We start from the raw sequence: 25,942 nt of genomic DNA on the forward strand, positions 1-25,942 counted from the left end.
CATCTTCCTGCTTTCGCGGCCGTGCAATACTTGAACTAGAAGAGGAGCGCGAGCGTGAAAGTGGCAATCACCGGCGCCTCGGGGTTCATCGGCCGAAAGCTGGCAGCAGTCCTCCGCGACGCTGGGCATGTGCCGCTCGCCATCAGCCACAATGTCGAGCGTGCCGCGTCGGCGCTGCCCGGTGCCGAGGTCATCTCGTTCAATCAGGCGATAGCCGACTGGCCGGCGGTTGACGCCGTGGTGAACCTGATGGGTGAGCCTGTGACCGGCCGCTGGACTGCCGAAAAGAAACGCGAAATCCATGACAGCCGCGTCATCGGAACGCGAAAGCTCGTCGAGGCGATTGAGCGGGCGGGGCAGCGGCCGCGCCGGTTCGTCAGCGCATCGGCTGTCGGCTATTACGGCGACCGGGGCGACGAAGAGCTGATCGAGGACTCCCCGCCCGGCCGGTCGTTTCTCGCCGAGGTCTGCCAGCGATGGGAAGCCGAGGCAAAGCAGGTCGGGCCGCTTGGCGTGTCGTGGGCGATTGTCCGGATTGGGCTTGTCCTCGGCGAGGGCGGCGGAGCGCTCGCGCCGCTGACGACCTTGTTCAAACTCGGGCTTGGCGGACCCATCGGCAGCGGCCGCCAGTGGATGCCGTGGGTCAGTCTCGAAGATACGGCCCGGCTGATACACTTCTTGGTCGAGAGCGATCACGAGGGGGTGTTCCTCGCGACGGCCCCGGAGCCGGTTCGTCAAGCGGAATTCGCGAGCGCCCTCGGCAAGGTGCTCGGCCGGCCGGCCGTTCTCCCCGCTCCTGCCTTCGCGATCCGTCTGGTCGTGGGCGAATTTGCCGCTGAACTGCTCGACAGCCGCCGCTGCCTTCCAGCGCGGACGACCGCCGTCGGGTTCCGGTTTGAGTATCCCCGTTTGGTGCCGGCATTGCGGGCCGCCCTCCGTGCGGCGGTGGAGGCGAAGTGACGACCGCGGCGCGTTCGACGTGGGAGCAGGTGCGCGAGGGCGTGCTGACGTGCGAGCAGCAGCTGCGCGTGCCGGTCACTGGCTCGCCTGATCTCGTTGCTATTCTCGATCGGCTCGAACGTGTCCATTTCGCCGAGGTCGAGCGGGCGACCTTCGGGGTGATCCGCTGTCATCGTCGCGGCGCAGAGATAGTCTGTCACGTGGGCGAACGCTGGCCGGTCCTGACGTTCGGCGCGCCCGAGACGGTCGTGAGCGCCACGGCGGCCGAGCGGCGCTGGCCGATCCGGGCGGGGCTGCTCGCTCGGCCGAGCGCGGCGCGGGGCGAGCTGATCCTGCGCGCCGAGCGCGGCCAGGAGGGGCAAGAAGTGCTTCTGACGAACGCTGTAGACGGCTTCCCCTCCCGGTTCCTCGGCGACCCGCTGCCGGGCATGCCGAGACTGCTCTGGCGCCTGCTCAGCGACGTCTATCTTGCCTACCACCGGCTGGTCTCATTTCGCGGACTCGAGCGGGTTGCCTGCGAGCTCCGACGCGAAACGCATCGCTTTGAGCGTGAGAGGTGAGGAGCGAGCGTCCTATTCTGGTTACCGGCGCGACGGGGTTTGTCGGCCGCGCGCTCAGCGCCGCGCTCCTCCGAGAAGGGCGCGCTGTGCGCTGCGCGAGCCGAGCACCGGAACGCGGCCGCCATCTGCTGGCAGAGGTTCCCTGGGTTCGCCTAGACGTGAATGACCCAGCGACGATCGAGCCGGCGCTCGCGGGCTGCTGGGCGGCGTACTACCTCGTCCATAGCATGGGCGACCGGCAGGGGGACTACGCGCGCCGCGAGCGGGAAGCAGCGCAGGCATTTGCCGCGGCGGCGGCCCGGGCAGGCCTTGAGCGGATTATCTATCTCGGCGGAATTCGGCCGCTGGGGCGCCCATCGAAGCATCTGGCGAGCCGGCTGGCGGTGGGCGCGCTCTTGCGTCAGGGGCCGGTGCTGACAATCGAACTGCGGGCGGCGATGATCGTCGGACATGGCAGCGAGTCGTGGCGGATCTGTCGGGATCTCGCCGCAACGCTGCCAGGCATGATCCTGCCGCGGTGGACCCGGTCGCGGAGCGAACCGGTCGCCCTCGACGATGTCCTAGTCGCGCTGCGCCGCGCGCTCGACCTGCCGCTTGCCCGCAGCGCAAGCTACGACTTGCCAGGACCGGAGCCGCTCACGGTTCGGGAGATCCTCCGCACGACCGCGCGCGTCCTCGACCTGCCCGACCCCTTGTTTCTCGACGTGCCGGTGCTCTCCCCACGCCTGTCGGCGTACTGGCTGCGGCTGGTCACGCGGGCCGATTGGCGGGTTGCCCGTGAGTTGGTGCACGGTCTCGAGCACGACCTGCTCGCCCGCGATGACCGCTATTGGTCGCTGATCGGGCATCCCCACCGCCTGCCGTTTGAAGAAGCGGCCCGACGCGCCATTGCGGCAGAAGGGCCGCGGCGCCCTCGACACTTCCTCGACCGCCTGCAGCAGCTTCGCCGGCAGAGCACGGCGCACCGGCAGCGCCGTTGCCGCGACGACCGTCTGTCCGACGAAGGGAGAGCGCTCTCTTCCCTCGCTTCAGAGGTATCCTTATCCCGAGCCCAGCGTGAGACCAAGGAGGAGCCATGAAGGTCGGGATCTCGCTGACCGCGACCGCGAATGGGGTGCACTCGCACGACTCTATCGACTACTGCCGCTGGGCGGCGCGATTTGCCGACGAAGCGGGGTTCGATGTCGTCTGGACGACAGAGCACCACTTCACCGCGATCGCGCACACGGGAGCGCCGAGCGCCGCGCTCGCCTACTACGCCGGGGTAACGGAGCGCGTGCGCCTCGGGTATGCGGTGGCGATCGTTCCGCTCCATCATCCGCTGCGGCTGGCAGAAGAGTTCCTCTGGGTCGACAACCTGTCTGATGGGCGGCTGATCGGCGGGATCAGTCCCGGCTGGGCGGCATATGAGTTCGAGCTGTTCGGCGTTCCGCTTGAGGAGCGGCGCGACCGGCTGGCGGAGGCCTGGGAGATCATCCGGCGCGCCTGTGCCGGCGAGCCGGTGCAGTTTTCCGGAAAGTACTTCCACGTTCCTGAACTCGTGATCTATCCGCCCCCGCGCCAAGCCGGCGGGATCCCGTTCATCCTCTCGACCGGGCATGTCGAGTCGGTCCGCCAAGCAGCGAAATGGCGGGTGAGCCCCGTCTTCGGCGCTCCGCCCGTGCCGGTCATCGTCGACCTGCTCGCTGCCTACGACGCTGCCTGTCGCGAGGAAGGGTATTCCGACGCCGAGATCGCCACGCTCCACGAGTGGGTTGGCGTTCGTCGTTTCGTCACCATCGGCCGGACGGAAGACGAAGCGCGGGAAGAAGCGCTCATCCATTCCGCGCGGCTGCAGAGCAGCCTTGACTTCCTTTCCACGACCCGCGGCTCCGAACGGCAGGGCGACCCGCGCAACCCCCGAACGCTCGCGAACGATGTCTGGGGCACGGTTGAGCGGGTGACAGAGCAGCTGCTCGAGCTTGAGCGGATCGGGATGCGGCATTTCATCTGCAACTTCACGATCGGCAGCCGCGGGCTTGAGGGGACAAAAGAGACAATCCGCCTCTTTGCGCGGGAGATCCTGCCCGTCCTCCAAGCGAGTGAGCGGCGCGCGGCAGCGACAGTGGCGTCCTAGGTCGCCGCTAGGCCTGCAGCTTCATCGAGGATGACGTCGCATTCCTCGAACCGGATCCGGGTGACGAGGTCGGTGATGCCGAGCGCTGCGGCGGCCTGCTTGAACTCTTCGGACGTGGAAAAGGCGATCGCCTGCTCTGCCGTCTCCCAGAACGTGATGTAATGAAAGCGGCGCGGCTCTTCCTTGCTGCGCAGAAGCAGACGCTTCCGCCAGCCCGGCGCGCGATGCATCATCGCGCCTTCCCGCCGTTTCCAGCGTTCCCAGGCGCCTCCATCGTCGCTCTTATCAATCACCTCGACATACACTACGTACATGCCGTTGCCCCTTTCGCGCCCATTGTCCCCGTTCTCTTTGGCGGCGGCAACCCCGCTGCAAGGGCGTGGCACTGGGACGGCCGGCACTTTCGCCATGTTGGGAGCTCGCTCTCCCCTTGGCGCAGGCGTCGAGATGGGAACTCCCCAAGCTTGATATGCGTTGTATAAAGCAGCATGACATGAGGGGGATCAATGAATCTCAATAAGCTGACTGAGAAAGCGCAGGAGGCGCTTCTCGCCGCCCAGCGCCTTGCTGAAGAGCGGCGCAACACCCAACTCGAGCCGGAGCATCTCCTCGCGGCGTTGGTGAACCAGCCAGATGGGGTCGTGCCGGCGGTGCTGCAGAAGCTCGGTGTCAACCCGCGGATCGTCCTCGACCGGCTGACGCCCGCGATCGACGGCCTGGCGCGCGCCGTTGGCCCGACCCAGCTCTATGTCTCGCCCCGCTTCAAGCAGGTGTTTGATGCCGCGCAGCAAGAAGCGGAGCGGCTGAAAGACGACTATGTCTCCACTGAGCATTTCCTGCTGGCGCTGGCCGATGACACCGAGAAAGGGCCGAGCGGCCAGATCCTGCGCGCGCTCGGGGTGACGCGCGACCGGATCTACCAAGCGCTCCAGGAGGTGCGCGGCGGGCAGCGCGTCACGAGCCCGACCCCTGAGGGCACCTATCAGGCGCTCACGCGCTACGGACGCGACCTGACCGAACTGGCGCGGCAGGGCAAGCTCGACCCGGTGATCGGCCGCGACGAAGAGATCCGGCGCGTCATCCAGGTGCTCAGCCGCCGAACGAAGAACAACCCCGTCTTGATCGGCGAGCCGGGCGTCGGCAAGACCGCGATTGTCGAAGGGTTGGCCCAGCGCATCGCGCGCGGCGATGTGCCCGAAGCGCTGAAGGACCGCCGCATCATTGCTCTCGATCTCGGCGCGATGGTCGCCGGCGCGAAATATCGGGGCGAGTTTGAGGAGCGGCTGAAGGCCGTCTTGAAAGAGGTGCAGGAGGCGGAAGGCCGGGTCATCCTCTTCATCGACGAGCTTCACACCGTTGTCGGCGCCGGCGCCGCAGAAGGGGCGATGGACGCCTCGAACATGCTCAAGCCGATGCTGGCGCGCGGCGAGCTGCGCTGTATCGGCGCGACCACGCTCGATGAGTACCGCAAGCATATCGAGAAGGATGCCGCGCTGGAGCGGCGCTTCCAGCCGGTCTATGTCGGCGAGCCGTCGGTCGAGGACACGATCAGCATCTTGCGCGGCCTGCGCGAACGCTACGAGCAGCACCACAAAGTGCGCATCAAAGACTCGGCGCTGGTCGCCGCGGCCATCCTCTCCCATCGGTATATCAGTGACCGCTTCTTGCCGGATAAGGCGATCGACCTTGTCGATGAGGCCGCTTCCAAGCTCCGCATGGAAGCGACGAGCATGCCGGCAGAACTCGATGAGATCCGCCGCCGCATCATGCAGCTTGAGATCGAGCGCGAAGGCTTGAAGCGGGAGAAAGACGCCCCCTCGCGGGAGCGGCTGGAACGGATCGAGCAGGAACTCGCCAACCTGAAAGAAGAGGCGGCCCAGCTCGAAACTCGCTGGCAGAACGAATTGAATCAGGTGAACCGGGTTGGCCAACTGAAGGAGCGGATCGAGGCGGCTCGTTTGGAGATGGAACAGGCAAGCTTGCGCGCCGACTGGGAGCGGGCCGCCCGCCTGCGCTACGAGATCAGCCGGCTGGAGAACGAGTTGGCCGAGGCCGAGCGGGCGCTGCAGGACCGCTCTTCGGCGCTCGTCAAGGAAGAGGTCGACGAGCAGGATATCGCCGAAATTGTCAGCAAATGGACGGGGATTCCGGTCTCAAAGCTGATGCAGGGCGAGATCGAGAAGCTGATCACGATGGAAGACCGCCTTCGCGAGCGCGTTGTCGGCCAAGACGAAGCGATTACTGCTGTCGCGAACGCCGTGCGCGCGGCGCGCGCGGGGCTGCAGGACCCGAACCGGCCGCTCGGCTCGTTCCTCTTCCTCGGCCCGACCGGCGTCGGCAAGACCGAAACGGCCCGCGCCCTCGCGGAATTCCTGTTCGATGACGAGCGCGCGCTCGTCCGCATCGATATGAGCGAATATCAGGAGAAGCACACGGTGTCGCGTCTGATCGGCGCCCCGCCCGGCTACGTCGGCTACGAGGAAGCCGGACAGCTGACGGAGGCGGTCCGCCGCCGGCCCTATAGCGTCGTCCTGTTCGACGAGGTGGAGAAGGCCCATCCCGAGGTGCTGAACGTCCTCCTCCAGCTTCTTGATGACGGCCGGCTGACCGACGCCCAAGGGCGAACGGTCGACTTCAAAAACACCATCATCATTATGACGAGCAACCTCGGCAGCCAGTGGGTGACGGAGCGGCACTTGCTCTGGCCGGAAATTAAGGAGCGGGTGATGGAAGCAGTGCGCGCTCACTTCCGTCCCGAGCTGCTCAACCGGATCGACGAGATCGTCATCTTCCGCCGGCTCGACCTCGACCAGATCAAGCAGATTGTCGACATCCAGCTGCGCGGGCTTCGCGCCCGCTTGGCGGAACGCAAGATCCAGCTCGAGCTGACGCCGGCGGCGAAGGAGGCGCTTGCGCAGGAGGGGTTTGATCCGGTCTATGGCGCGCGGCCGCTCAAGCGCGCGATCCAGAAAGAGATCGTTCAGCCTCTTGCGATGGCGCTCCTCCAGGGCCAGTTCAACGACGGCGACACGGTGGTGGTGGATGTCGAGGGCGGCCGCTTCGTCTTCCGCAAAGCGGTCGCCGTCGAGGCGTGACGGTCAGCGGAGGCTGCTGGGGTCGGGCAGTTTCAGCAGCCCGACCCCTGTCGCATAGTAGCCGTAGGCGCCGCCCGGACGGAGCGAGACCGCGTGCTCCAGCAGGAATTTCTGGATCTGATCTGCAGTCCAGTTCGGAAACCGCGACTTGACTAGCGCGGCAGCGCCTGAGACATGGGGCGCCGCCGCGCTGGTTCCGGCGAAGCCGTACTCTTGGTCCTGGTAGACAAAGACCGAGACATGGCTCGGCGCCGTGATCTCGGGCTTCCAGCGTCCGTCGAGGGTAGGGCCCCACGAGCTGTAGACCGCCAACTGTCCTGTCTTCCAATCGGCAGCGGCGACTGCGACCGCCCCGCGCGCCGAGGCGGTGTCGACGATACTGCGCGAGGCAGAACGGTAGACCGGGGGGATCTCGCCGCGCGCGACTTGGACGCGAAAGAGGGTGGGTGGCCCGCTCTTCTGCTCGACGGCAACCAAGAACGAGTCGGTGCCGATCTTTCGGTCGAGCGCGCCGACGATCACCGGTTGGCCTGAGACCGCCCGCCGCTCGAACGAGGCGTAGATCTTGCCCGCACTGTCGGCGAGGTGCAGCACAAACTCCGCTTGCGGGTTCGCCCAAATAAGCCGCACCAGCGGCAGCACATCGCTGCGCGCCCAGTAGCTGACCGGAATGAACTCGGGCCCGTCCGGCATGATCGGCACCAGCCCAGGGACCCCGGTCGACTGCCCGAGGACCGACTTATTCCCCTCGTTGCCGGCCGAGACGACGACTAGGACGCCGCGCTGCCGCGCTTCGTCGATCTTTCTCGCGGCGGGAGACGTGCCGTCGAACGCGAAGTTCGGGAAGCCGAGCGAGATCGAGATGATGTCGACGCGCTGACTGAGCAGCCAGTCCATCGCGTTCAGAAACTGAGTGAGGTCGTCGGTATTGGCAAAGAGCAGCGTGGCATCGGGGGCCATCTCATAGATGATCTGGGCGACGCCGGTGCCGTGAATATCGGTCTCGCGCTCGAACCCTTTGCCGGTGAAGTCGCGCGCGATGATCTGGCTGGCCGGGGGGAGGTAGCGTCCCTGCAGCTCGCGATACTTCGCGAAGCTGTCGATGATGCCGACCCGGACGTTTTGCCCCCGGATGCCCGCCGCATGCCACTTGTCAGCGCCGGTGACCTTCACCCCTTCGACCGACCCAGAAGACGCCGGCAAAGCCCCCTCGCGCTCCGCGGAGGCGAGCGGAACGACCTCGTCCCGCTCCGGGCGCTGAGGCGCGTCGACGTCGATGATCTCGGGAAAGCTGAGCAGCGCGCGGAGGTAATCGAATTCGCGTTGGGCGCTCAACTGGAGCAGACGGTCGATCGGGAGCTGGACCGTGACCCGGTTGTCGTGCCAACTCTCCACTTCTACTCCCATTGCGCGCAGACGCTGCCCGAACGCCTCCGTATACGGACGGTCGAGGATAAGGACAGCTTCAATGTTGTTGTCATCGAGGAGCCCGAGATTGCGCGCCATCGCCTCGGCGGCGGGGAACCCGCCTTCGGAATAAGCGCGGAACAGCAGCACATAGATCGCTGCCAGTTTCGACCCGTTGGCGGGGTCGAGCAGGCGCGGGTCGACCCGGGCATTGTCGGGGAGCGCTCTCGGTGCGGGAGCGAGGCGCGGCACAGCGGTACTGGTACGCGGCGGAGGGCCTTGCCCGCGTTCTTGGAAGAGCACAGAAGCGGAGATGCCGAGAATGCCGAGAGCGAGCGCGGCCGCCAGCACGAGACTAGGGAGAAACCAGCGCCGGCTAGCGAGCTCGTCGAGGGTCAGCGGTCGAGACGGCATCGGTCCTCCCTTGTCATTCCGCGCATCGGAACCCGAGATCGGGGCTCGCCTCGTTCGGATGCTGCCAGCCGCGCGCCGTTGTCCGGACATCGCGGCTGTAGTTATTGATTCGAAAGCCGCCCCGGGTCACGCGAAAGCGCTCCTTCGGCACCTCAAACCCGAGCGGCGCCGCGCCGGGGTACGGCGCATACCAGTCGGCCACCCACTCGCGCGGGCCGCCGGCGACGTCGAGCACGCCGTAAACGCTTGCGCCCTGGGGGACAGCGCCGGCTGGGCCCCAGGTCTTGCCGAAGGTCGCAATTGGATACGCCGAAAACTTGAAACTGCCGAAGTCAACGCGAGTGGGATCCCAATTGTTCCCCCACGGATACACCCGTCCGTCGTCGCCTCGCGCCGCTTTCTCCCATTCTGCTTCAGTAGGCAAGCGCCGGCCCTGGGCCTTGCAGTAGTTTTCTGCGTCGGCGTAGGTGACCCCGACAACTGGCGATTTCGGATCGGCATCGCGCGACCACGCGCCTTGGACACGGTGAGCGGCAGCCCAGCGGCTGAACATCTCGACGGTCACCTTTGTGCGGTCGATCGAGTAGGCGGGCAGTTCAACGACACGGACGGGCGCTTCATCCGCTTCGCCGCTCTCCGATCCCATGATGAAGGGGCCAGCGGGGATCCGCACGAGGGGCATTCCATCGCGGCCGATGCTGCCCGGCTCGCTCCGTCCGCCGAGCGGGGCCCGCGGCGTCGTCACGACGAGGGCAGCCAATCCCCCGGCAAGGCAGGCGCAGACACAGAGCGCGGCCACAGTTGCGGTTGCGGCGGCGATCGCGCCGCCTGCGCCTCGCCGCGGCGGCGGGGACGCGGGGCGGTCGTGCGGCACGCCGCGCGGCAGCGTCGGCGGCAAGTCGCGGGCGGGCCCAGGTCCAAACCGGACGATCACCTCGACATCGCCAATCTGAATTGTGTCGCCGTCCTGAAGGCGCGTTTCGACCCCCGGCGCGACTGGCGCGCCGTTAATCCGGCTGCCGTTCCGGCTGCCGAGGTCGACATAGACGACGCCCGCCGCAGTCTGGCGGAACTCGCCGTGGCGGGAAGAGATAGTGGGGCGCGCAAGAGAGAGGTCGTTCTCGTCGCTGCGACCGAGACGAAACGGGAAGGCAGTCACCTCAAGCTGGCGGCTGCCGATTGCGGCGCCCCGGATCTCCAGCTGCAGCCGCGGCGCGTCATCCGGCTCCGCGCTCTCGATCACTAGGAGCACGGAGCCGAGCTGGAGGCGATCGCCGGGAGTGAGGCGGCTGGCCACACCGGGCTGAAGCAGCATCCCGTTGAGGCGGGTGCCGTTCCGGCTGCCGCGGTCGACGAAGGCGAGCGCGCCATCGCTCAGCGCGATAATCTCGCCGTGCCGGCTTGAAACTGTCGGATGCAGGACGGGGATGCTGTTTTCGGGCGCGCGCCCGACCGTATAGGGCGGACGATCGAGCGCGATGGTGGTGATCGCGCCGCCGGGGATGGTGATGCGCGCGCGCAGTGCCATCAGCCAGTCAATTATAAGAACTGGCTCATGGCAGGAACGCCCCTCTCAGATGCCGGCAGCGACGCGCTCGCCGCCTGCGCGGGGGGTGTGAGGGGCGTGGAGGCCGACCAGCTGGCCCTCGGGGTCGGCGAAGTAGGCGAAGGTGCCCTCGTCGGTCTGGAAGGGGTCGTGGACGAACCGGACGCCGTGGGCGCGGAGCCGGTCGACCTCGCGGTCCAGATCATCGACCCGCAGGATGAACAGATTATTGGCCGCAAATCGGTCGGCGGCGGCTGGCTGGACCCGACCGCCGCCTTTTGCGTCGAGCAGCACGGTCGGCCCGAGGGAGAGGAGCGCCCCGCCCCCGTGGACGGTGTTGCCCGAGTCAGGAAGGCCGACGACATCCCGGTAGAACCGAATGGCGCGCGCTTCGTCCTGAAACCAGGAGACCACCCAGCCCAAGCCGTACAGGTCGGGCGGAAGCGGGGAGACGCCAGGAAGGAGGGGTGCTCCGCGCTCGAGCCGTCGGAACGCTTCGCGATCTTCGGGGCGGGGGGAGGTGCGGGAGCGCTCTTGGAAGCCCGTCACATTCCCTGAGGGATCGACAATGTAAACGAGCCGGCCGTGGATGAGCTGGCGGTCGTTGAGGATCGGCCGGCCGGCAGCGAGGATGCGGGCGAGCACAGAGGCGAGGTCGAGGCACCGGAACACCGGAATGCATGTCGTTTCGGCGCGGTCGGTGTAGGGCGGCGGGAGCGTGCCGCCGGCGCCAACAGCAAAAATCATTGACTCGCCGGCCCAGAACAGCTGGGTCTCCCCCTCTGTCCGCAGGAGGGGCAGCCCGACGACCTCCCGATAGAATGCCGCGGTCTGCTCGAGCGCAGGGGTACGCCGGACGAACCAGCCGATCATCGCCGCCTCCGGAGCGATGTCGACCCCACGCCGGCCGGCCAGCCGTAGAGAGCAGCGGCGTTCTCGCCGAGGATGAGGCGGCGATCGGTGGCGGAGAGGAAATCGAGTGCCAGCCGAATGAGGTCTAGCTGCTCGGCGTAGGTCGCCCGTCGGCGCGCCAGCTGCTGGGTGTGGTCGGTCCCCCAGAGCATGCGGGAGGGACCGTAGGCTGCGTAGACAGCGCGCAGGAGCTCGTGCGTCTCGACAAACGGATACCCTGTCAGCGAGCGCGAGGCGATCGCAGTCAGTTTCACCCAGAGATTGGGGAAGCGCGCCAGCCCCAGCATGCGCTCGCGCTCGGGGAAAGCGGGCCCGTCGTCGATGAACGGCATGCCGAGATGATCGAGCACGAAGCGGACACCGGGATGGCGCGCAACAATCTGCTCGGCGATGGCGACGGCTCGCGGCGCGAAGAGCGAGACGACGATGCCTTGGGCGGCGCAGACGGCGAGGAAGGGATCGAGCGCAGCGATGCTTCCCCATCGCTGCCGCTCCGCCTCGACCAGCCGGAGGCGCACGCCCACCATCCCCGGTTGGTCGAGCCACCTCGTCATCACCTCTTGGATATCCGGGCGCACGGGGTCGACGACGCCGACGACGGCGAACCGATCCGGCCAGCGCGCAGCGCATTCGAGGGCGTAGGCGTTGTTTTCGCCCAGCAGGCTCGGAGGCACGATCAGGGCGCGGTCCACCCCGGCGCTGTCCATCAGCGTGAGGGCATCTTCGGCACGAAACGGCTCGGGCAGCCCCGGCCTGATGCCGGGGACCCACGGCCGGTCTGGACGGTCCGCCTCCCACAGGTGGATCTGCGTGTCGATAATCACGAGGCCGCGCTCCTTCCCTCCCAGCGGGCAGCGGTTTGGGCGCGCTCTCTGACGGCCGCTCTTGCGCTCGCACCGCTGCCGAGCAGCGGCGTGTCACGTCGCCTGAGCGACAGGGTTGGCGGCTGGAACCGGGGCCGGCTCCAAGGCGGCAGCGATCGCTTCCGCCGCTTCATCCACAAATACGAAGGTCATGGCGTTGCGCACATCGGGGGGAATGTCGTCGGTGTCGCGTTCATTCCGCTTCGGCAGGATCACCGTGCGGATGCCGAGCCGATGCGCCGCTAGGACCTTCTCTTTGATCCCGCCGACGGGCAACACCTTGCCGCGAAGGGTGATCTCGCCTGTCATCGCCACGTCCGCTCGCACGGGGCGGCCGAGCAGAAGCGATGCCAGGGCGACGGTCATAGTGATGCCCGCTGAAGGGCCGTCCTTGGGGATCGCGCCCGCTGGAACGTGGATGTGGAAAGTCTTGCCCTCGAAAAGCGACGGGTCGATGCCAAACCGACGGGCATCGGAGCGGAGGTAGGAGAGGGCGGCTTGAGCGCTCTCCCGCATCACATCGCCGAGCATCCCGGTGAGGATCAGCTGGTCGTGATGCCCGCTCGGCATCATTGTTGCCTCGACAAAGAGCACGTCGCCTCCGACAGGGGTCCAAGCGAGCCCCGTCGCGACGCCGGGCCGGTCGGTGCGCTCGGCCGTCTCTTCGTAGTAGCGCGGGCGGTCGAGATAGCGCGGCACATCGTCCGCTGTCACCACCACCGGCTCCTGCTTTCCTTCTGCGATTGCGCGAGCGACCTTGCGGGCGATGGCGCCGATCTCGCGGTTGAGGCCGCGCACGCCCGCTTCGCGCGTGTATTCTCGAATGATGCGCCGCACCGCGCCGGGCTCGATCCGCAGTTCGTCTTCGCGCAGGCCGTGGCTCCGCAGCTGCTTGGGAAGGAGATGCTCGAGCGCAATATGGAGCTTCTCCTCCTCGGTGTAGCCGGCAAGGGTGATGATCTCCATCCGGTCGCGAAGTGCCGGCGGGATCGTCTCTAAGGTGTTGCCGGTGGCGATGAACATCACCTGCGAGAGGTCGAACGGGACGCCGAGGTAGGTATCGACGAAGGCGTGATTTTGCGCCGGGTCAAGCACTTCGAGCAGCGCCGCAGCGGGGTCTCCGCGCCAGTCGGCGCCGACCTTGTCGATTTCGTCGAGCACAAACACTGGGTCTTTCACCTCGGCGCGCCGAATGCCTTGGATAATCCGGCCGGGCATTGCGCCGATGTAGGTGCGGCGATGGCCGCGGATCTCTGCCTCATCGCGGACGCCGCCCAGCGAGATCTGCACCAGCTTGCGGTTGAGCGCATGGGCGATCGAGCGCGCTAATGAGGTCTTCCCGACCCCGGGCGGGCCGACAAAACAGAGCACGGGGTCGCCCATGATCCGTTCGTCGCGATCCTCTTCTTCTGCCGGCGGCGCGACGTGGCGCTCTTGGCGCAGTTTGCGGACGGCGAGATACTCCAAGATACGCGATTTGATCTGCTCGAGGTCGTAGTGTTCCTCGTCGAGGATCTTGCGGGCAAGATCGATGTCAATGGCGCGGCCGCTCGTTTTCGCCCACGGCAGCGCGACCAGCCATTCGAGGTAAGTGCGGGTCATGGCGTGCTCGGGCGAGGCAGTGGGGATGTTCTGAAGGCGGTTCAGTTCTCGCTCCGCCTCGCGCCGCACCTCCTCGGGCATTCCGGCTTCCTCGATCTGCTTTCGGAGGGCAGCGACCTCGCTCCCCTCCTCGGTCTCGCCAAGCTCTTGCTGGATCGCGCGCAGCTGCTCGCGGAGGAAGTATTCGCGCTGCGTGCGATCCATCCGGGATTGGGTGGCGGCGGCGATTTGGCGGCCGATCTCGCGGACTTGCAGTTCGCGCTGGAGAAGCTCGTTCAGACGCCGCAGCTTCGCTTCGACGGGGTCGAGCTCGAGGATCGCTTGGCGGTCGGGGAACCCTAGCGGGATCGTAGAAGCGACGAAATAGGCAACTTGGCGCGGGTCGGAAAGCCCCTCGATCGCCGCCAGCAGTTCGGCAGGCGCATTGGGGACGGTCGCCATGATTTGGCGGAAGAGGTCGACAACGAGACGGCGGAGCGCTTCTGCTTCGATCGAGGGAGGCGCTTGATCCGGGGCCGGCTCGAAGCGAGCGATGAAGAACGGTTCCCGCGCCACTTCGGCGAGGATCCGGGCGCGCTCCAGTCCTTGGACGAGCAGCCGGATGGTGCCGTCCGGCGCGCGCATCAATTGGTGGATGACCGCCACCGCCCCGATCGAGGGCAGGTCGGCGAGCGACTTCGGATCGTCGGCGTCCGGCGGAAAGCCGACGACGAGCATGAGGCGCGACCCCTGCATCACCGAGTCGATCAGCTTGAGGGAGCGCTCTTGGCCGACGACAAGCGGGGTGACGGCAAGGGGATAGACCACCGCGCCGCGGAGCGGGAGGAGGGGCAAGGTATCAGGAAGGGGAGGAGTTCCGCTGGGTTCGGCATTCATCGCGCTGTCACCTTCGGCAGTCGCATTGTCAGCAGCCCGCGCTCGAGCTGGCCTTCGACCTTCTCCGTATCGACTGGCGCAGGAAGCGGCATCTCCAGCCGGAACGGGCCTTGCCGGATTTCGGCGACGTGATACGAGCCTATGACCGGCAGCCGCCGCTGTCCTTCGATGATCACGGCATCTTCGTAAAGCAGGATCTCAACTTGGTCGCTCTCCACCCCGGCAAGCTCAACCGTCAGGACGAACGCTTGGTCGTTTTCGACGAGATCGGCCGGGGGGCGCCAGCGCGGCTGGGCGAGCACGACGGGGATGGTGCGCCACGGGTCGCCGATCGGACGGGGCTCGCCGATGGCAAGCACGACGGCGTAGCGGTACGAGAGGCGACGATAGCGCATGGGCCGGTCTCCGTTCGGAAAGGTGCTTAACCTTATCGCACTTGGCGGCGAGACAACATTCGTCGGCGCGCTCTCCGATGTGGCTGAAATTAGAACATGGGTTCGCTATCCTCTCTTCAGAACACTAGTTCGGCGCATGTGTTCGGAAAGGAGAGCGAGATGTTCCGGTTGAAAGGGTGCGGACGCTGCGGGGGCGATCTCTGGTTCGGGCACGATTTTGATGGGGCTGGCTGGCGCTGTCTGCAGTGCGGCCGGGAGGCCCGTCCCGGGCCGGTCGCGCCGGCTCCGCGTCCGTGGTCGGCGCGGCTGTTCGGAGGGCGGCGGGGCTGTCTTCGCCGCGCCGCTCGATGAGCGCCGCTGTCTTGCCGCGTCGCGGGCTGGTGCTGCGGTGGGCCCGCCTCCTCTCCTGCTGCGGCGGTGCGCTCCGGGAGATCCCAGCCGCAGCGCGCGCCGTTATCCGTGCGGCCGGCGCCGGGGCTCCGGACTACGTGTTTCCCACGCCGGGAGGCGGCTTGTTCCCGCTGCCTCTCTTCTGGGCAGGCGGTGAGCGCCGCTAGATTGAGGCGGCGACTGTCGGCGTGACGCCATTGTACTCCCGGTAGAAGCGAGCGAATGCGGCACAGGGGAGCGGGGGCGAGAAATAGTACCCTTGGGCGTAGCGGACGCCGCGCGCCCGCAGATAGGCGACCTGGTGCCGCTGCTCGACCCCTTCGGCGATCAGTTCGAGGTGGAGCTTATGGGCGAGGTCGACGATGGAGTCGAGGATCGGCCGGCTGACCGCGTCGGTGCCGATGGTGTCGACAAACACTTTGTCGATCTTGAGATAGTCGACTGAAAACCGCTGCAGCGCCGCCAGCCCGCTGTGGCCCGTGCCGAAGTCGTCAACGGCGATCGAACAGCCGAGTTCATGGATCTGGCGCATCACTTGAAGGGCGGTCTCTTGAAAGTTGTCGATAATCTGACGCTCCGTGATCTCGAGCATGATCAGCTGGGGGCTGAGCGCTCCGTCCCTGAAGAGCGCTTTGAGGTCCTCGACTAGCTGGGTGTCGCGCAGATGCTCGGCGACAAGATTGATGCCGACATGGATATCGCGGTGCTCGGGAAAGGCGAGGAGGATGTCGGCGCGGACGCGGTCGAGCAGCCAGCGGGTGATCGGGATGATAACGCCCGTCTGCTCGGCGAGCGGGATGAACACGTCAGGCCGGAGCAGCCCGCGCTTCGGGTGGCGCCAGCGGAGCAGCGCTTCTGCGCCGACGCAGCGGCCGGCCTGAATGTCCACGATCGGCTGATAGTGGACCTCAAACTCGCGCCGCTTGAGGGCGAGGGCGAGGTCTTCATCGAGGGGACGGCGACGGCGGAGAAGGAGGATCGCGACCCAGCAGCCGAGCCCGCCGATGCCAAGGCCGATGCCGATGAGCCACGGGACAAATTGGAGGAACCGCGACCAGACATCGGTATCGTCTGTGGCCGCCTCGATTTCGATCGGGTACTGCGCTGACCGCGCTCGGGCGACAAAGCGGGAGCTCTGCCATTCAGCGGGGGCGATCCGGCCGAGGATCGGCCCGTCAACGAGCGCCACTTGCAGCGTGCCGCGCCGCCCCACGAGGTTCCCTTCGATCCGCTCGAGGAACTCTTCTGCTTCGATGCGGCCGACAAGCCCGCCGTTCTGGAGGCGAACGTGGACGATCAGGCTGCTCTCGCCGCTGGTTGAGGAGGTGAGCCAGCCGATATACACTCCCTCCAGAGGAGCGGGCCCGGCGGGCGCGCGGGTCACGAGGGCTGTCGGGCCAGTGTTGCTGCAATAGACGAGGGAGTCGCTCGAGAGAAGCCCGATGCCGCCGAGCCGCGTCGACCGCGCTGTCGCTTCTGCTAGCCGAGCGATCACCTCAGGAGTGCACGGCTGGCCGACGAGAACAGCATGGTCGCGGAGTTCGGCCGCCGACCGTTCGATCAGCCGGTCGCTCTCGACGAGGGCGTTCGCGACGGCGCGCGCGAGGTCGCGATGAACCTGGTCGATGAGAAACCAGGCGACAAGGAGCAGGACGAGTACGGACGGTACTGTCGCTAAGAGGATGAGACCGAGGACCGCGAGCCCACGCTTCACTACCTCTATCCTCGACATGGCGCAAGCGCTTCTATAGGGTACGAGGTTGACGGGAGCGGTACAATGCCACCGAAGGCGGATCTGAGGTGCGACTCCCACAGCAACCCGCAACCATGGTCTTCATCCTGAGCCTGGTGCCGCCCGCCTCGAGGGTTAACTGATGAATGCCGGTCGCCCGAAGAAGGAACAAGGACTGTTTGATCCGGGCAGCCGAGAGCCGCGCTTCATTCTGTACATTTTTCTCCTCTTGGCCGCGATCGTCTTTCTCCCCGGGGTGAATGAGAACCGGCCTCTCGTGCTCGCGGCCCTCCTGATCGGCGGTCCGGCGATCGCGTACCTTTCCCTTCGAACGTGGCGTTCGCGAGAGTCGCTCGCGGGAACGCCTCGACTGATCGTTGAGACGGGCGTTGTGTTCGGCGTGCTGCTGTTCTTCCTCGCGCTCCTCGACCTGCTCGGGATACGCCGTTTTGGCGGGTGAGGGCAGCCGATGGAGAGAAAGATGTCGATCCTGCAACTGCGTGAACGGCCAACGTTGCGCCGTCCGATCCTGATCGCGGGATTTGGCGGCTGGGGTGATGCCGGAAGCGGCGCAACGAGCGCAATTGCGTACTTGCTTGAAGATGTCGAGCCGGAGCCATTCGCGTGGCTGGACCCGGAGGCGTGCTTCGACTTTACGGTGCAGCGGCCGATCACGACGCGCACCCCGAACGGCCGCTGGACGCTCACCTACCCGCGCGTTCAGTTCTATGGGCTGTACCGCCCGAACCACGAGCGCGATCTCGTGCTCCTGACTGGGCCGGAACCGCACATGAACTGGCTGACCCTCACGCGGGTGATCGCCGAATTTACGCGCGACCTGGGGGTGGAAGTGGCGATGACGATGGGCGTCTTTCTCGGGTCGGTCTCGCATCGCACGGTCTCGCTCGTTCGGCGCACGCTCGACCCGGAACTGGAGCGCCGGCTGGGCCAGGTGGGCGCGGTCGATACGGGGTATCAGGGACCGACAGGCTTTGTCACCGCCCTGGTTCATGCCTGGACCGAAATCGGGCTGCCCGCCGCCAGTGTCTGGGCGGCGGCTCCGGTCTACCTGCGCGCGGTCAATCCTGCGGTGGCGGCCGCCCTCTTGGGCGCGATCGAAGCGGTGACGGGAGTGCCGCTCGACCTGGGCCCCTTACGCGATCGCGCCGAGGCCTTTATTCGCGAGGTCGACGCCATGCTGGCCTCAAATCCTGAGCTCGCCAATCAGCTCCGCCAGATGATCGATCTCGGCCCGGAGCCGGCGGGGCCGGAGCCGCCTCCGCCCGGTGAGCTGCCGTCCGGGCAGTCGTTGGTGGAGGAGCTTGAGCGGTTTCTCCGCGAGCGGCGGCGGGATGGCGACAGCGAATAGGGCGGCGACTGTCTTGCTCGCCCTAAGAGACGGGGCGTAGAATTTTCACAAAAGGCGGACACGTCCACCCGAACCGCGGAGGCCCCGAATGGAAAAGGGGAGCTGGGCTGTTAAGACCGGCCTTGCCCAGATGCTCAAAGGGGGCGTGATCATGGATGTGGTCACGCCAGAGCAGGCGAAGATCGCTGAAGAGGCGGGCGCCTGCGCTGTGATGGCGCTGGAGCGCGTACCGGCTGACATTCGGGCGGCCGGCGGCGTTGCCCGGATGGCTGACCCGGCGCTCATCCTGCAGATCATGGACGCGGTCTCAATCCCGGTCATGGCGAAATGCCGGATTGGGCACTTCGTCGAGGCCCAGATCCTCGAAGCGATCGGCATCGACTACATCGACGAGTCCGAGGTGCTGACGCCCGCCGACGAGCAGTTTCACGTCAATAAGCACAACTTCAAAGTGCCGTTCGTGTGCGGGGCGCGCGATCTCGGTGAGGCGCTGCGGCGGATCGGCGAAGGTGCGGCGATGATCCGCACCAAGGGAGAGGCAGGAACTGGCAACGTCGTCGAAGCAGTCCGGCATATGCGCCAAATCATGGCGGATATCCGCCGCATCCAGAGCATGAGCGAGGACGAACTGTTTGCCGAAGCGAAGCGATTGGGCGCCTCCTATGAACTGCTGCTCCAAGTGCGCCAGCAAGGACGGCTGCCGGTGGTGAACTTTGCGGCGGGGGGGATCGCCACGCCGGCAGACGCCGCTCTGATGATGCAACTGGGCGCTGACGGGGTCTTTGTGGGGTCGGGGATCTTCAAGTCGAGCGACCCGGCGCGACGGGCGAAGGCGATCGTTCAGGCAACGACCCATTACAACAATCCTGAGATCCTCGCGGAGGTCTCGCGCAATCTTGGCGATGCCATGCCCGGGGTCGAGATCTCTCGGCTGGCGCCGGAGCAGCTGATGGCCGGTCGGGGTTGGTAACGAAGGTCGGAGTGCTCGCCCTGCAGGGCGACTTCGCGGAACATGAGGCGGCGCTGCGCCGGATCGGCGTCGTCGCCCAGCAAGTTCGCCTGCCTGCCGATTTGGCGGGGCTCGACGGCCTGATCATCCCGGGCGGCGAAAGCACCACCATCGGGACGCTCATGGTGCGCTTTGGGCTCTTTGATCCCCTCGTCGAGCGCGCGCGGTCGGGCTTCCCGATTTGGGGAACGTGCGCGGGAATGATCGTGCTGGCGAAACGGATTGAGGGCAGCATGCAGCCGACCCTCGGCGTGATGGACATTACCGTTCGGCGCAATGCCTTTGGTCGCCAGATCGACTCGTTCGAGACCGACCTCGAGATCGCTGGGCTTGAGCAGCCGTACCACGCGGTGTTTATTCGGGCGCCGCTCATCACCGAAGTTGGGCCAGCCGCGAAGGCGATTGCCACCCTTCCCGACGGCAGGGTTGTCGCCGCCGAGCAAGGGAACTTGCTCGCCACGGCATTCCATCCCGAGTTGACGGCGGACGATCGGATGCACCAGCTCTTCGTTCAGCGGATACGCGAGGGCGCTGGAGCGCGATGATCCGCTCGATCCGGCCGACCGATCTCCCGCGTCTTGCCGCACTCAATCGGCGCGGGCTTGTCAACGAAGCGTACACGCGCCGCGACCTTACCCGGTCCCGCCAGACCCTCTCGCTCGGCCTGATCTTGGAGCACTGGCTTGCGCTTGAGGAGAACCGGCAGACGTGGATCAACGTCGAACGGCGAAAGATTGACGGGCTGATCTCGGCGCGCCACGAAGGGTTCGCCTGGGAGATCGACCGGCTGGTTGTCGAGCCTGATGCCGATCCGCGCGTCGTGCAGCGCCTGCTCAGCTACCTTGCAGCGGTGGGAGGCGAGGTCGGGGTCCAGAAGCTGTATCTCCGGCTGCAGGCCTCGAGCGACCTTGTGGACCTGGCGCGCAATGCGGGGTTCCTCCTGTTCAGCGGGGAGACCCTCTACGCCCGGTCGATACCGTACGAGGCACCGCGCCTGCCGTGGCCGGCTGGGCTGCGGCCAAAGCTGAGCAGTGATGCGCAGGCTTTGTTTCAGTTGTACTGCGCTTCTGTGCCGCTTCAAGTGCGGCAAGCGGAAGCAATGACCTTGAGTGAGTGGCAGCAGCTTCGTGCGCGCGGCCGGCCGACCCTCGGTCGGCGCGAGCTGGTCTATGAGCGCAGCGGGGAGCTGGTCGGCTGGCTCCAGACAGAGGTGCGCGGCCGCGCGCTCTCCCTCGAGCTGCTCGCGCACCCCGATCATGCCGACGTCGTCGACCTGCTGCTCGACGTCGGCCTTGTTCAGCATGGCGGCCGAGCGCCGGTCTACTGCCTCGTGGCCGACCACGAGGAGCGGCTCGCGCGCGCGCTCGCCAAACGTGGGTTTCAGCCGGAGGCATCGTTTTGCGCCCTCGTGAAGCAGTTGAGCGTTCGCGTCAAGCAACCACGTTTAGTGCCAGTTCCGGGGTAGTCCCGCTGGCAGGTCCTCCTCGTCGCGCGCGACAACAGGTCGTCACAGACGACCTTGACGCCCTGCTCGATACCCTGCCCGCCTCGATCGCGGACCCGGTTCGGCGGCGTGATGATCGAAGCGAGTTGCTGGAGATCATCCTCGACCTCGGACGGCTTCCCGAAGCGCGCTTCGCCGACCGAGACATCATTCTTCGGGAAACGCCCGTGACGGCGGAAGATATCGACTACGTCGTGCGGCATATCGGCGAGTTTGGGGAGGACAACCGCGCCGGGATCGAGCGCACGCTCCATCGGATCTCCGCAATCCGCAATCGCAAGGGGGCGATCATCGGGCTCACCCTCCGGATCGGGCGCGCCGTGTTCGGAACGATCGACATCATCCGCGATATCGTCGAGTCAGGGCGCAATATCCTGCTGCTCGGACGGCCAGGGGTCGGCAAAACGACAATGCTGCGCGAGATCGCGCGCGTCCTTTCGGAAGAGTTCAACAAGCGGGTGATTGTCGTCGACACCTCTAACGAGATCGCGGGTGATGGGGATATCCCGCATCCGGCTATCGGTCGTGCCCGCCGGATGCAGGTGCCCTCGCCGAGCCGACAGCATGCCGTGATGATCGAGGCGGTCGAGAATCACATGCCGGAAGTGATCATCATCGACGAGATCGGCACCGAACTCGAAGCCGAGGCGGCGCGCACAATCGCGGAGCGCGGCGTTCAGCTAGTCGGCACGGCGCATGGCAACACCCTCGAAAACCTCATGCTGAATCCGACCCTCTCCGACCTCGTGGGAGGCATTCAGACCGTCACGTTGTCGGATGAAGAGGCCCGCCGGCGCGGCACCCAAAAATCGGTTCTCGAGCGGAAAGCCCCGCCGACGTTCGATGTACTCGTGGAAATCCGCGGCTATCAGCATGTCTCGATCCACATGGATGTCGCGGAGACGGTTGACGAGATTTTGCGCACTGGCGTTGCGCGTGCCGAAGTGCGCGAAATCGATGAGCAGGGCGAACTGCGGCGGCGGCTTGAGCCACGCCAGACCGGGCGGACGGATGTGAGCGCGGTTCCGCTCACGGGCCGGGCGCTTGACCGCGGTACCATGCGGTTTGAGCGGAGCGGCGACCGCGGCGAGCGGCTCGACGCGGCCGTGGAGCCTCCGCCGCGCGCTTTTTCCATCTTGCGGCCGCGCCGCATCTATCCCTTCGGGATCAGCCGGTCGCGGCTCGAGCGGGCGATCCGCGAGATGCAGGTGCCTGCCTCGATTGTCGATACTATCGACCACGCCGATGTGGTGATGACGCTCAAGAGCTACTATCGCCAGCGCAACCCCGGCTTGCGCGAGGCTGAAGTGCGCGGCATCCCGGTGTTTGTCCTCAAGCAGAACACGGTGCTGCAGATGGAGCAGAGCCTCGGCCATATGTTTGATATCGGGGCGACGGAGGGCGACCCAGTGGCGGCGGCGCTGCGGGAGGCGGAAGACGCTATCGACGAGGTGCTGCGAACCGACCGTCCTGTGGAGTTGAGCCCGCAGAACGCGTTTATTCGCCGGCTTCAGCATGAGCTTGCCGAGCGCTACCAGATTCAGTCGGAGAGCACCGGGCGCGAGCCGAACCGACGCGTCCGCTTGTTCCGCCAAGCGTCCGGCACGTGACCGACTGGAGCGCACTCGCCGCTGGGGTACGGCAGGGGCGTGTTTCCGCTGAGCGGGTCTCGGCATGGCTCTGTGCCCAGCCGATGCTCTGGTTCGTTGTTGAGGGCGAGTTTGATGCGGACGGCCAGCCGCACAATGTGCGCCCGGTCGTCGTCCATCATCCAAGCGGGGCGACAGTCAGCGTCCTTTTCACCGAGGAGGCTCGGGCCCGCCGCTACCGCGAGCGTCTCCACGCGCCGTCCGAGCCGCTTGCGGTAGTTGCCGCGTCGCCGGCCGATGGGTTTGCGGCGCTGTTGGCACTGCCCATCGACGGGATCACGATTAATCCTGGGGATCCTGACCACCTCAACGCCGGTCGGCGCCAGCTTGAGCTGCTCGCCGCTCTCGCCCGGTCTGATTGAGCGGGCAGTCGCGGCTGTCGAGGCGGGAGGCGGCTGCCCTGTGACGAGTGCAGAGGGCGCTCAGCGCGGTGTTCCCTCGCTCGGCCACCAGCGGTAGAAATGGTGCACGGGGCCGTGGCCGTGACCAAGAGGAAACGCAGCGCGCAGCGCTTCGGTGACATAGGTTTTTGCCTCGCGCACTGCTTCGAGGGGAGAGCGGCCGCGCGCTAAACCGGCGGCGATCGCGGAAGCGAGGGTGCAGCCCGTGCCGTGCGTGTTGCGGGTCGCGATACGCTCCGCGCTCAGTTCGACAAACTCGCCGTCGTAGTAGAGATCGACTGCTGGTCCCGTCCCGTGCCCGCCCTTAATCAGCACGGCGCGCGCGCCGAGCGCGGCGATCGCCTTCGCCGCCTCGCGCCGTGCTTCCTCGGTCTCCAGCGGGTACCCGACGAGTACCTCGGCCTCCGGCAGGTTTGGCGTCACGACTGTCGCCAGCGGGATCAGCCGCTCCCGAAGAGCGGCGACCGCGTCCTCGCGCAGCAGCCGGTCGCCGCTGGTGGCAACCATCACCGGGTCGACGACCAGCGGCCTTAGCCCATGCTCGACGACCTTGCTGGCGACCAGTTCGACGATCGCCGCGCTTGAGAGCATACCGGTTTTGGTTGCGTCGAACCCGATATCCGTAGCGACAGCATCGATCTGGGCCGCGATCAGGTCAAGCGGCAGCTCGAGAACGCCGCTCACGCCGAGCGTGTTCTGCGCCGTCACGGCGGTCACGACCGAAGCGCCGTACACGCCGAGGGCGGAGAACGTCTTGAGGTCGGCTTGAAGGCCGGCGCCGCCGCCACTGTCGGAACCTGCGATCGTGAGCGCCCGCGGGACGGTCATCGATGCAGCTTTCGGCCGACGTCGCCGTAGACGAGGCCGAGCACCACGCCATACGCCAAGTGGCGAAACACCTGCTGGATCACGGGGATCGGCGTCAGGTAACGAGGGAGGTCGCCGCGGCGAATGGCAGGATGAACGCGGTCAAGAAGCGGAAGAAGGAGGGCGCTCAGCACGGCGTTCTCGACTTGCGCGAAAACGAGGCCTGATACCCACGGACGGAACGGCAGCCACCGGCCAAGGGTGAGGGCGTAGAGCAGCGCGAGCAGCGTGCCGAAGCTGAAATGCGCGGCCGTCCCAAGGAACTGCCAGAATGGCGAGCGGCGGGTGACAGCCATCCCGAGCAGTTTGAGGTCGTTTGCGCCGTTCCGGAAGAGGGCGAGGTCGGCAGCTTGGGCGAGGAGGTAGGCGGCGGCGCCGAGGAGGCCGGCCGTGATCGCCCATCCTCGATGAACGGGGCCAAAAAGATTCAAGAGCGGGGCCAGCATTGCTTATCAGAAAGTATAGCGTGCGCCCGCATGCTGTTCCTGCTGTCGGCAGGAGCGGGATGCTACTGCTCCTCGCGCATCGCAGCGCCGATTAGGAGCGCTCGTGCTCATCGAGAAAAGCAAGGAGCGCAGCATTGAACAGATCGGGCTGGTCCAGATTGGAGAGGTGGCCAGCATTGGGAAGGATGACGCGTCGCGCCCCCGGAACAGTGGCGAGGAGATAGTCGCCGCGGGCAAGGATGCCGGGGAGATCGCGCTCTCCATCGACAATGAGCAGCGGCAGGGGATGCTCGCGCAGGCGAGCGGCGGCCTCGACTGGCGGGAGGGGATACGTTCCTCGGCGCGGGTCGCGCATCTGCGGCAGCGGCTGGCTCAGCATAATCTCCTCGATCAGCGGCCAGTTCGGCGTCCCTTTTGATTGCGCGATGAGCGGTCCCTCGAGATTGGCGCGGAGGACGGCGGTCGCGTCGCCTTCCTCCATCAGCGCGTTCAGCCGCATGAGGTGAGCGACGAATGCAGGGTCGGGGGGAGTAGGGGTGACCGAGCCGCCGGCAAGGATCAAAGTCTTGACCCGGTCGGGATGAGCAACCGCGTACAGCTGAGCGATCGCTGCCCCCTGCGACAAGCCGGCGAGGTGCAGTCGGTCGATCCCGAGACCGTCGATCACGGCGCGCAGGTCGTCGAGCAGGTCATCGGGGCCGTATCCCGTCTCTGGGGCGTCAGACTCGCCTTGGCCGCGAAAATCGAAGGCGACAACCCGGTACCGAGCGGCGAGGGCTGGGATCTGGGGCCGCCACATCCGCCGGTCGAGCCCGCCGCCGTGCGCGAGCACGATCCACGGTCCTGCCCCATGGACCTCATAAGCGATCCTGCCGCCGGTTCCAGAGAGATAAGCGGTCATCAGATCTCGCTGCTCGTCAATTATGGTACCAGGCCGGGGCGAGAGGATGACCCCTGCCTGTTCTCTCTCGGTGCCGTCGGGGCGATAACGGAATCGACTGACGGGAGATCCCTTTCCCGCTCAGCAAAACCGACAAGACAAGGCCGCCTTCGCTGGGAGAAGGCGGCCCGGGGGAGAGCTCTCTTGCGCCCCTGCGGGGTCAGGGAGTGTAGGTCAGGATTGAGCCGGCTTGGCTGAGGGCAACCCACCGCCCGCTGGTTCCAGCGATGGCGGCAATCGGGTAGCCGGGGAAGCCCGCAAGCGCCGACCAGCTGCTGCCGCCATCGTTGGAGGTGAATGCCTCGCCCCCGCAGAAGCCCACCAGCGTGTCACCCAGAGCGTGGAGGCGCAGTCCCCCGCTGCTGCACACGGTCGGGCCGACCGACCACGTGATGCCGTCCGTCGAGGTGGCGATGGCACCAGTGTTGAGTGCTCCGACGAACCGCCCGTTGGCGAAGACAACTCTCTGCAGATAGTTCCACCCAAGGCCGGCAACGGCATGCTCGGTCCACGTGGTGCCGTCAGGCGAGGTCCAGACCTGCGTGTTGCTTGCCGCAAGGAACCGCCCGTTCCCAAAGACAAGCGAGTGCAGGGTGAAGGAACCAACCTCCTCCAGTACGCGGCCGGTCCAGTTTGTACCGTCAGATGACGTGAGGACCACAGGAGTGTAGCCTGAATACCCTAGCGCGACATAGCGGTTGTTGCCGAAGGCGAGATGGTGCACTTGGAGAGTGCTGCGGTCGATTGAACTAGGCAGGGTAAGGGAAGCGGCGGACCACTGTGCGCCATCTGATGAGGTGAGGAGGACGGGCGCAGACGGACTGCCTTGGGCATCGCCTCCGGCGATGAACCGTCCGCCCGCAAACTGCACAACGTTCGCCACATTCCA

The 25,942-nt window shown here is 66.4% G+C and carries 24 protein-coding genes; 12 read left to right on the forward strand and 12 right to left on the reverse strand.

Annotated elements, in window-relative coordinates; genetic code table 11:
- Positions 1-54 precede the first annotated feature (54 nt).
- Genes NZ773_06150 through NZ773_06165 form a run of 4 tightly spaced genes read left to right on the forward strand, consistent with a single transcriptional unit; the run spans position 55 to position 3,636 of the window.
- Entirely contained in the window at positions 55-960 is a 906-nt protein-coding gene (locus NZ773_06150; protein MCS6801507.1) for a TIGR01777 family oxidoreductase, read from the forward strand.
- Positions 957-1,520 (forward strand): hypothetical protein, encoded by a 564-nt coding sequence (locus NZ773_06155; GenBank protein ID MCS6801508.1) that lies wholly within the window; start codon positions 957-959, stop codon positions 1,518-1,520. Before NZ773_06150 ends, NZ773_06155 begins: the two co-directional genes overlap by 4 nt.
- Positions 1,517-2,599 (forward strand): NAD(P)H-binding protein, encoded by a 1,083-nt coding sequence (locus NZ773_06160; protein ID MCS6801509.1) that lies wholly within the window; start codon positions 1,517-1,519, stop codon positions 2,597-2,599. The genes NZ773_06155 and NZ773_06160 overlap by 4 nt, the downstream gene beginning before the upstream one ends.
- Positions 2,596-3,636, forward strand: coding sequence for an LLM class flavin-dependent oxidoreductase (locus NZ773_06165; protein ID MCS6801510.1), 1,041 nt, complete (start codon positions 2,596-2,598; stop codon positions 3,634-3,636). Before NZ773_06160 ends, NZ773_06165 begins: the two co-directional genes overlap by 4 nt.
- Here NZ773_06165 and NZ773_06170 read toward each other — a convergent pair.
- The gene (locus tag NZ773_06170) at positions 3,633-3,950 is read right to left on the reverse strand and encodes an antibiotic biosynthesis monooxygenase (GenBank protein MCS6801511.1); all 318 of its coding nucleotides are present in this window, start codon (positions 3,948-3,950) and stop codon (positions 3,633-3,635) included. The genes NZ773_06165 and NZ773_06170 overlap by 4 nt on opposite strands.
- A gap of 192 nt (positions 3,951-4,142) precedes the next feature.
- On the opposite strand from NZ773_06170, the gene clpB reads away from it, so the two are divergent.
- The gene (gene clpB / locus NZ773_06175) at positions 4,143-6,731 is read left to right on the forward strand and encodes an ATP-dependent chaperone ClpB (GenBank protein MCS6801512.1); all 2,589 of its coding nucleotides are present in this window, start codon (positions 4,143-4,145) and stop codon (positions 6,729-6,731) included.
- A 3-nt stretch (positions 6,732-6,734) separates the two neighbouring features.
- Here clpB and NZ773_06180 read toward each other — a convergent pair whose 3' ends face one another.
- From NZ773_06180 to NZ773_06210, 7 genes are all read right to left on the reverse strand, one after another.
- On the reverse strand, positions 6,735-8,552 hold the full coding sequence (locus NZ773_06180; GenBank protein ID MCS6801513.1) for a S8 family serine peptidase: 1,818 nt from the start codon (positions 8,550-8,552) through the stop codon (positions 6,735-6,737).
- 13 nt (positions 8,553-8,565) lie between these two features.
- On the reverse strand, positions 8,566-10,080 hold the full coding sequence (locus NZ773_06185) for an SUMF1/EgtB/PvdO family nonheme iron enzyme (protein ID MCS6801514.1): 1,515 nt from the start codon (positions 10,078-10,080) through the stop codon (positions 8,566-8,568).
- Positions 10,081-10,125: 45 nt separating this feature from the next.
- Positions 10,126-10,971, reverse strand: a complete 846-nt coding sequence (locus tag NZ773_06190) for a VOC family protein (protein ID MCS6801515.1) — start codon at positions 10,969-10,971, stop codon at positions 10,126-10,128.
- A complete protein-coding gene (locus NZ773_06195) occupies positions 10,968-11,834 on the reverse strand; it encodes an amidohydrolase (protein MCS6801516.1) in 867 nt (288 codons plus the stop codon). Before NZ773_06195 ends, NZ773_06190 begins: the two co-directional genes overlap by 4 nt.
- A gap of 93 nt (positions 11,835-11,927) precedes the next feature.
- Entirely contained in the window at positions 11,928-14,351 is a 2,424-nt protein-coding gene (lon, locus tag NZ773_06200) for an endopeptidase La (protein ID MCS6801517.1), read from the reverse strand.
- Positions 14,348-14,746 carry an Hsp20/alpha crystallin family protein gene (locus NZ773_06205; GenBank protein ID MCS6801518.1) on the reverse strand — a complete coding sequence of 133 codons (399 nt, stop codon included), beginning with the start codon at positions 14,744-14,746 and terminating at the stop codon, positions 14,348-14,350. Before NZ773_06205 ends, lon begins: the two co-directional genes overlap by 4 nt.
- Before the next feature lie 553 nt (positions 14,747-15,299).
- On the reverse strand, positions 15,300-16,850 hold the full coding sequence (locus NZ773_06210; protein ID MCS6801519.1) for an EAL domain-containing protein: 1,551 nt from the start codon (positions 16,848-16,850) through the stop codon (positions 15,300-15,302).
- A 160-nt stretch (positions 16,851-17,010) separates the two neighbouring features.
- On the opposite strand from NZ773_06210, the gene NZ773_06215 reads away from it, so the two are divergent.
- The 7 genes from NZ773_06215 (at position 17,011) to NZ773_06245 (ending at position 22,761) form a co-directional block, all read left to right on the forward strand.
- Positions 17,011-17,328, forward strand: a complete 318-nt coding sequence (locus tag NZ773_06215) for a hypothetical protein (GenBank protein ID MCS6801520.1) — start codon at positions 17,011-17,013, stop codon at positions 17,326-17,328.
- A gap of 21 nt (positions 17,329-17,349) precedes the next feature.
- Positions 17,350-18,237, forward strand: a complete 888-nt coding sequence (locus NZ773_06220) for a PAC2 family protein (GenBank protein MCS6801521.1) — start codon at positions 17,350-17,352, stop codon at positions 18,235-18,237.
- Positions 18,238-18,325: 88 nt separating this feature from the next.
- The gene (gene pdxS / locus NZ773_06225) at positions 18,326-19,207 is read left to right on the forward strand and encodes a pyridoxal 5'-phosphate synthase lyase subunit PdxS (GenBank protein MCS6801522.1); all 882 of its coding nucleotides are present in this window, start codon (positions 18,326-18,328) and stop codon (positions 19,205-19,207) included.
- On the forward strand, positions 19,201-19,791 hold the full coding sequence (pdxT, locus tag NZ773_06230) for a pyridoxal 5'-phosphate synthase glutaminase subunit PdxT (GenBank protein MCS6801523.1): 591 nt from the start codon (positions 19,201-19,203) through the stop codon (positions 19,789-19,791). The genes pdxS and pdxT overlap by 7 nt, the downstream gene beginning before the upstream one ends.
- A complete protein-coding gene (locus tag NZ773_06235; GenBank protein ID MCS6801524.1) occupies positions 19,788-20,711 on the forward strand; it encodes a hypothetical protein in 924 nt (307 codons plus the stop codon). Before pdxT ends, NZ773_06235 begins: the two co-directional genes overlap by 4 nt.
- 5 nt (positions 20,712-20,716) lie before the next feature.
- The gene (locus tag NZ773_06240; protein ID MCS6801525.1) at positions 20,717-22,360 is read left to right on the forward strand and encodes an AAA family ATPase; all 1,644 of its coding nucleotides are present in this window, start codon (positions 20,717-20,719) and stop codon (positions 22,358-22,360) included.
- Positions 22,357-22,761: an SseB family protein gene (locus NZ773_06245; protein ID MCS6801526.1), complete on the forward strand. Its 405-nt coding sequence runs from the start codon at positions 22,357-22,359 to the stop codon at positions 22,759-22,761. The genes NZ773_06240 and NZ773_06245 overlap by 4 nt, the downstream gene beginning before the upstream one ends.
- Before the next feature lie 60 nt (positions 22,762-22,821).
- On the opposite strand, the gene thiD is transcribed toward NZ773_06245, so the two are convergent.
- The 4 genes from thiD to NZ773_06265 form a co-directional block, all read right to left on the reverse strand.
- Entirely contained in the window at positions 22,822-23,628 is an 807-nt protein-coding gene (gene thiD / locus NZ773_06250; GenBank protein ID MCS6801527.1) for a bifunctional hydroxymethylpyrimidine kinase/phosphomethylpyrimidine kinase, read from the reverse strand.
- Positions 23,625-24,113, reverse strand: coding sequence for a hypothetical protein (locus NZ773_06255; protein MCS6801528.1), 489 nt, complete (start codon positions 24,111-24,113; stop codon positions 23,625-23,627). The genes thiD and NZ773_06255 overlap by 4 nt, the downstream gene beginning before the upstream one ends.
- A 91-nt stretch (positions 24,114-24,204) precedes the next feature.
- Positions 24,205-25,014 (reverse strand): alpha/beta hydrolase, encoded by an 810-nt coding sequence (locus NZ773_06260; protein MCS6801529.1) that lies wholly within the window; start codon positions 25,012-25,014, stop codon positions 24,205-24,207.
- Between the two features lie 199 nt (positions 25,015-25,213).
- Positions 25,214-25,942, reverse strand: a 729-nt coding sequence (locus NZ773_06265; protein MCS6801530.1) for a hypothetical protein, incomplete at its 5' end; no start/stop codon positions are given.

This window comes from Dehalococcoidia bacterium (genome assembly GCA_025054935.1).
Classification (GTDB): domain Bacteria; phylum Chloroflexota; class Dehalococcoidia; order SpSt-223; family SpSt-223; genus JANWZD01.

Bases quoted from the DNA above. Each gene is read 5' to 3' on its own strand.
- NZ773_06205 (MCS6801518.1), bottom strand. From the start codon at position 14,746: ATGCGCTATCGTCGCCTCTCGTACCGCTACGCCGTCGTGCTTGCCATC.
- lon (MCS6801517.1), bottom strand. From the start codon at position 14,351: ATGAATGCCGAACCCAGCGGAACTCCTCCCCTTCCTGATACCTTGCCC.
- NZ773_06170 (MCS6801511.1), bottom strand. From the start codon at position 3,950: ATGTACGTAGTGTATGTCGAGGTGATTGATAAGAGCGACGATGGAGGC.
- NZ773_06165 (MCS6801510.1), top strand. From the start codon at position 2,596: ATGAAGGTCGGGATCTCGCTGACCGCGACCGCGAATGGGGTGCACTCG.
- NZ773_06215 (MCS6801520.1), top strand. From the start codon at position 17,011: ATGAATGCCGGTCGCCCGAAGAAGGAACAAGGACTGTTTGATCCGGGC.
- clpB (MCS6801512.1), top strand. From the start codon at position 4,143: ATGAATCTCAATAAGCTGACTGAGAAAGCGCAGGAGGCGCTTCTCGCC.
- NZ773_06255 (MCS6801528.1), bottom strand. From the start codon at position 24,113: ATGCTGGCCCCGCTCTTGAATCTTTTTGGCCCCGTTCATCGAGGATGG.
- thiD (MCS6801527.1), bottom strand. From the start codon at position 23,628: ATGACCGTCCCGCGGGCGCTCACGATCGCAGGTTCCGACAGTGGCGGC.
- NZ773_06260 (MCS6801529.1), bottom strand. From the start codon at position 25,014: ATGACCGCTTATCTCTCTGGAACCGGCGGCAGGATCGCTTATGAGGTC.
- NZ773_06190 (MCS6801515.1), bottom strand. From the start codon at position 10,971: ATGATCGGCTGGTTCGTCCGGCGTACCCCTGCGCTCGAGCAGACCGCG.
- NZ773_06235 (MCS6801524.1), top strand. From the start codon at position 19,788: ATGATCCGCTCGATCCGGCCGACCGATCTCCCGCGTCTTGCCGCACTC.
- NZ773_06220 (MCS6801521.1), top strand. From the start codon at position 17,350: ATGTCGATCCTGCAACTGCGTGAACGGCCAACGTTGCGCCGTCCGATC.
- NZ773_06180 (MCS6801513.1), bottom strand. From the start codon at position 8,552: ATGCCGTCTCGACCGCTGACCCTCGACGAGCTCGCTAGCCGGCGCTGG.
- pdxS (MCS6801522.1), top strand. From the start codon at position 18,326: ATGGAAAAGGGGAGCTGGGCTGTTAAGACCGGCCTTGCCCAGATGCTC.
- NZ773_06185 (MCS6801514.1), bottom strand. From the start codon at position 10,080: ATGGCACTGCGCGCGCGCATCACCATCCCCGGCGGCGCGATCACCACC.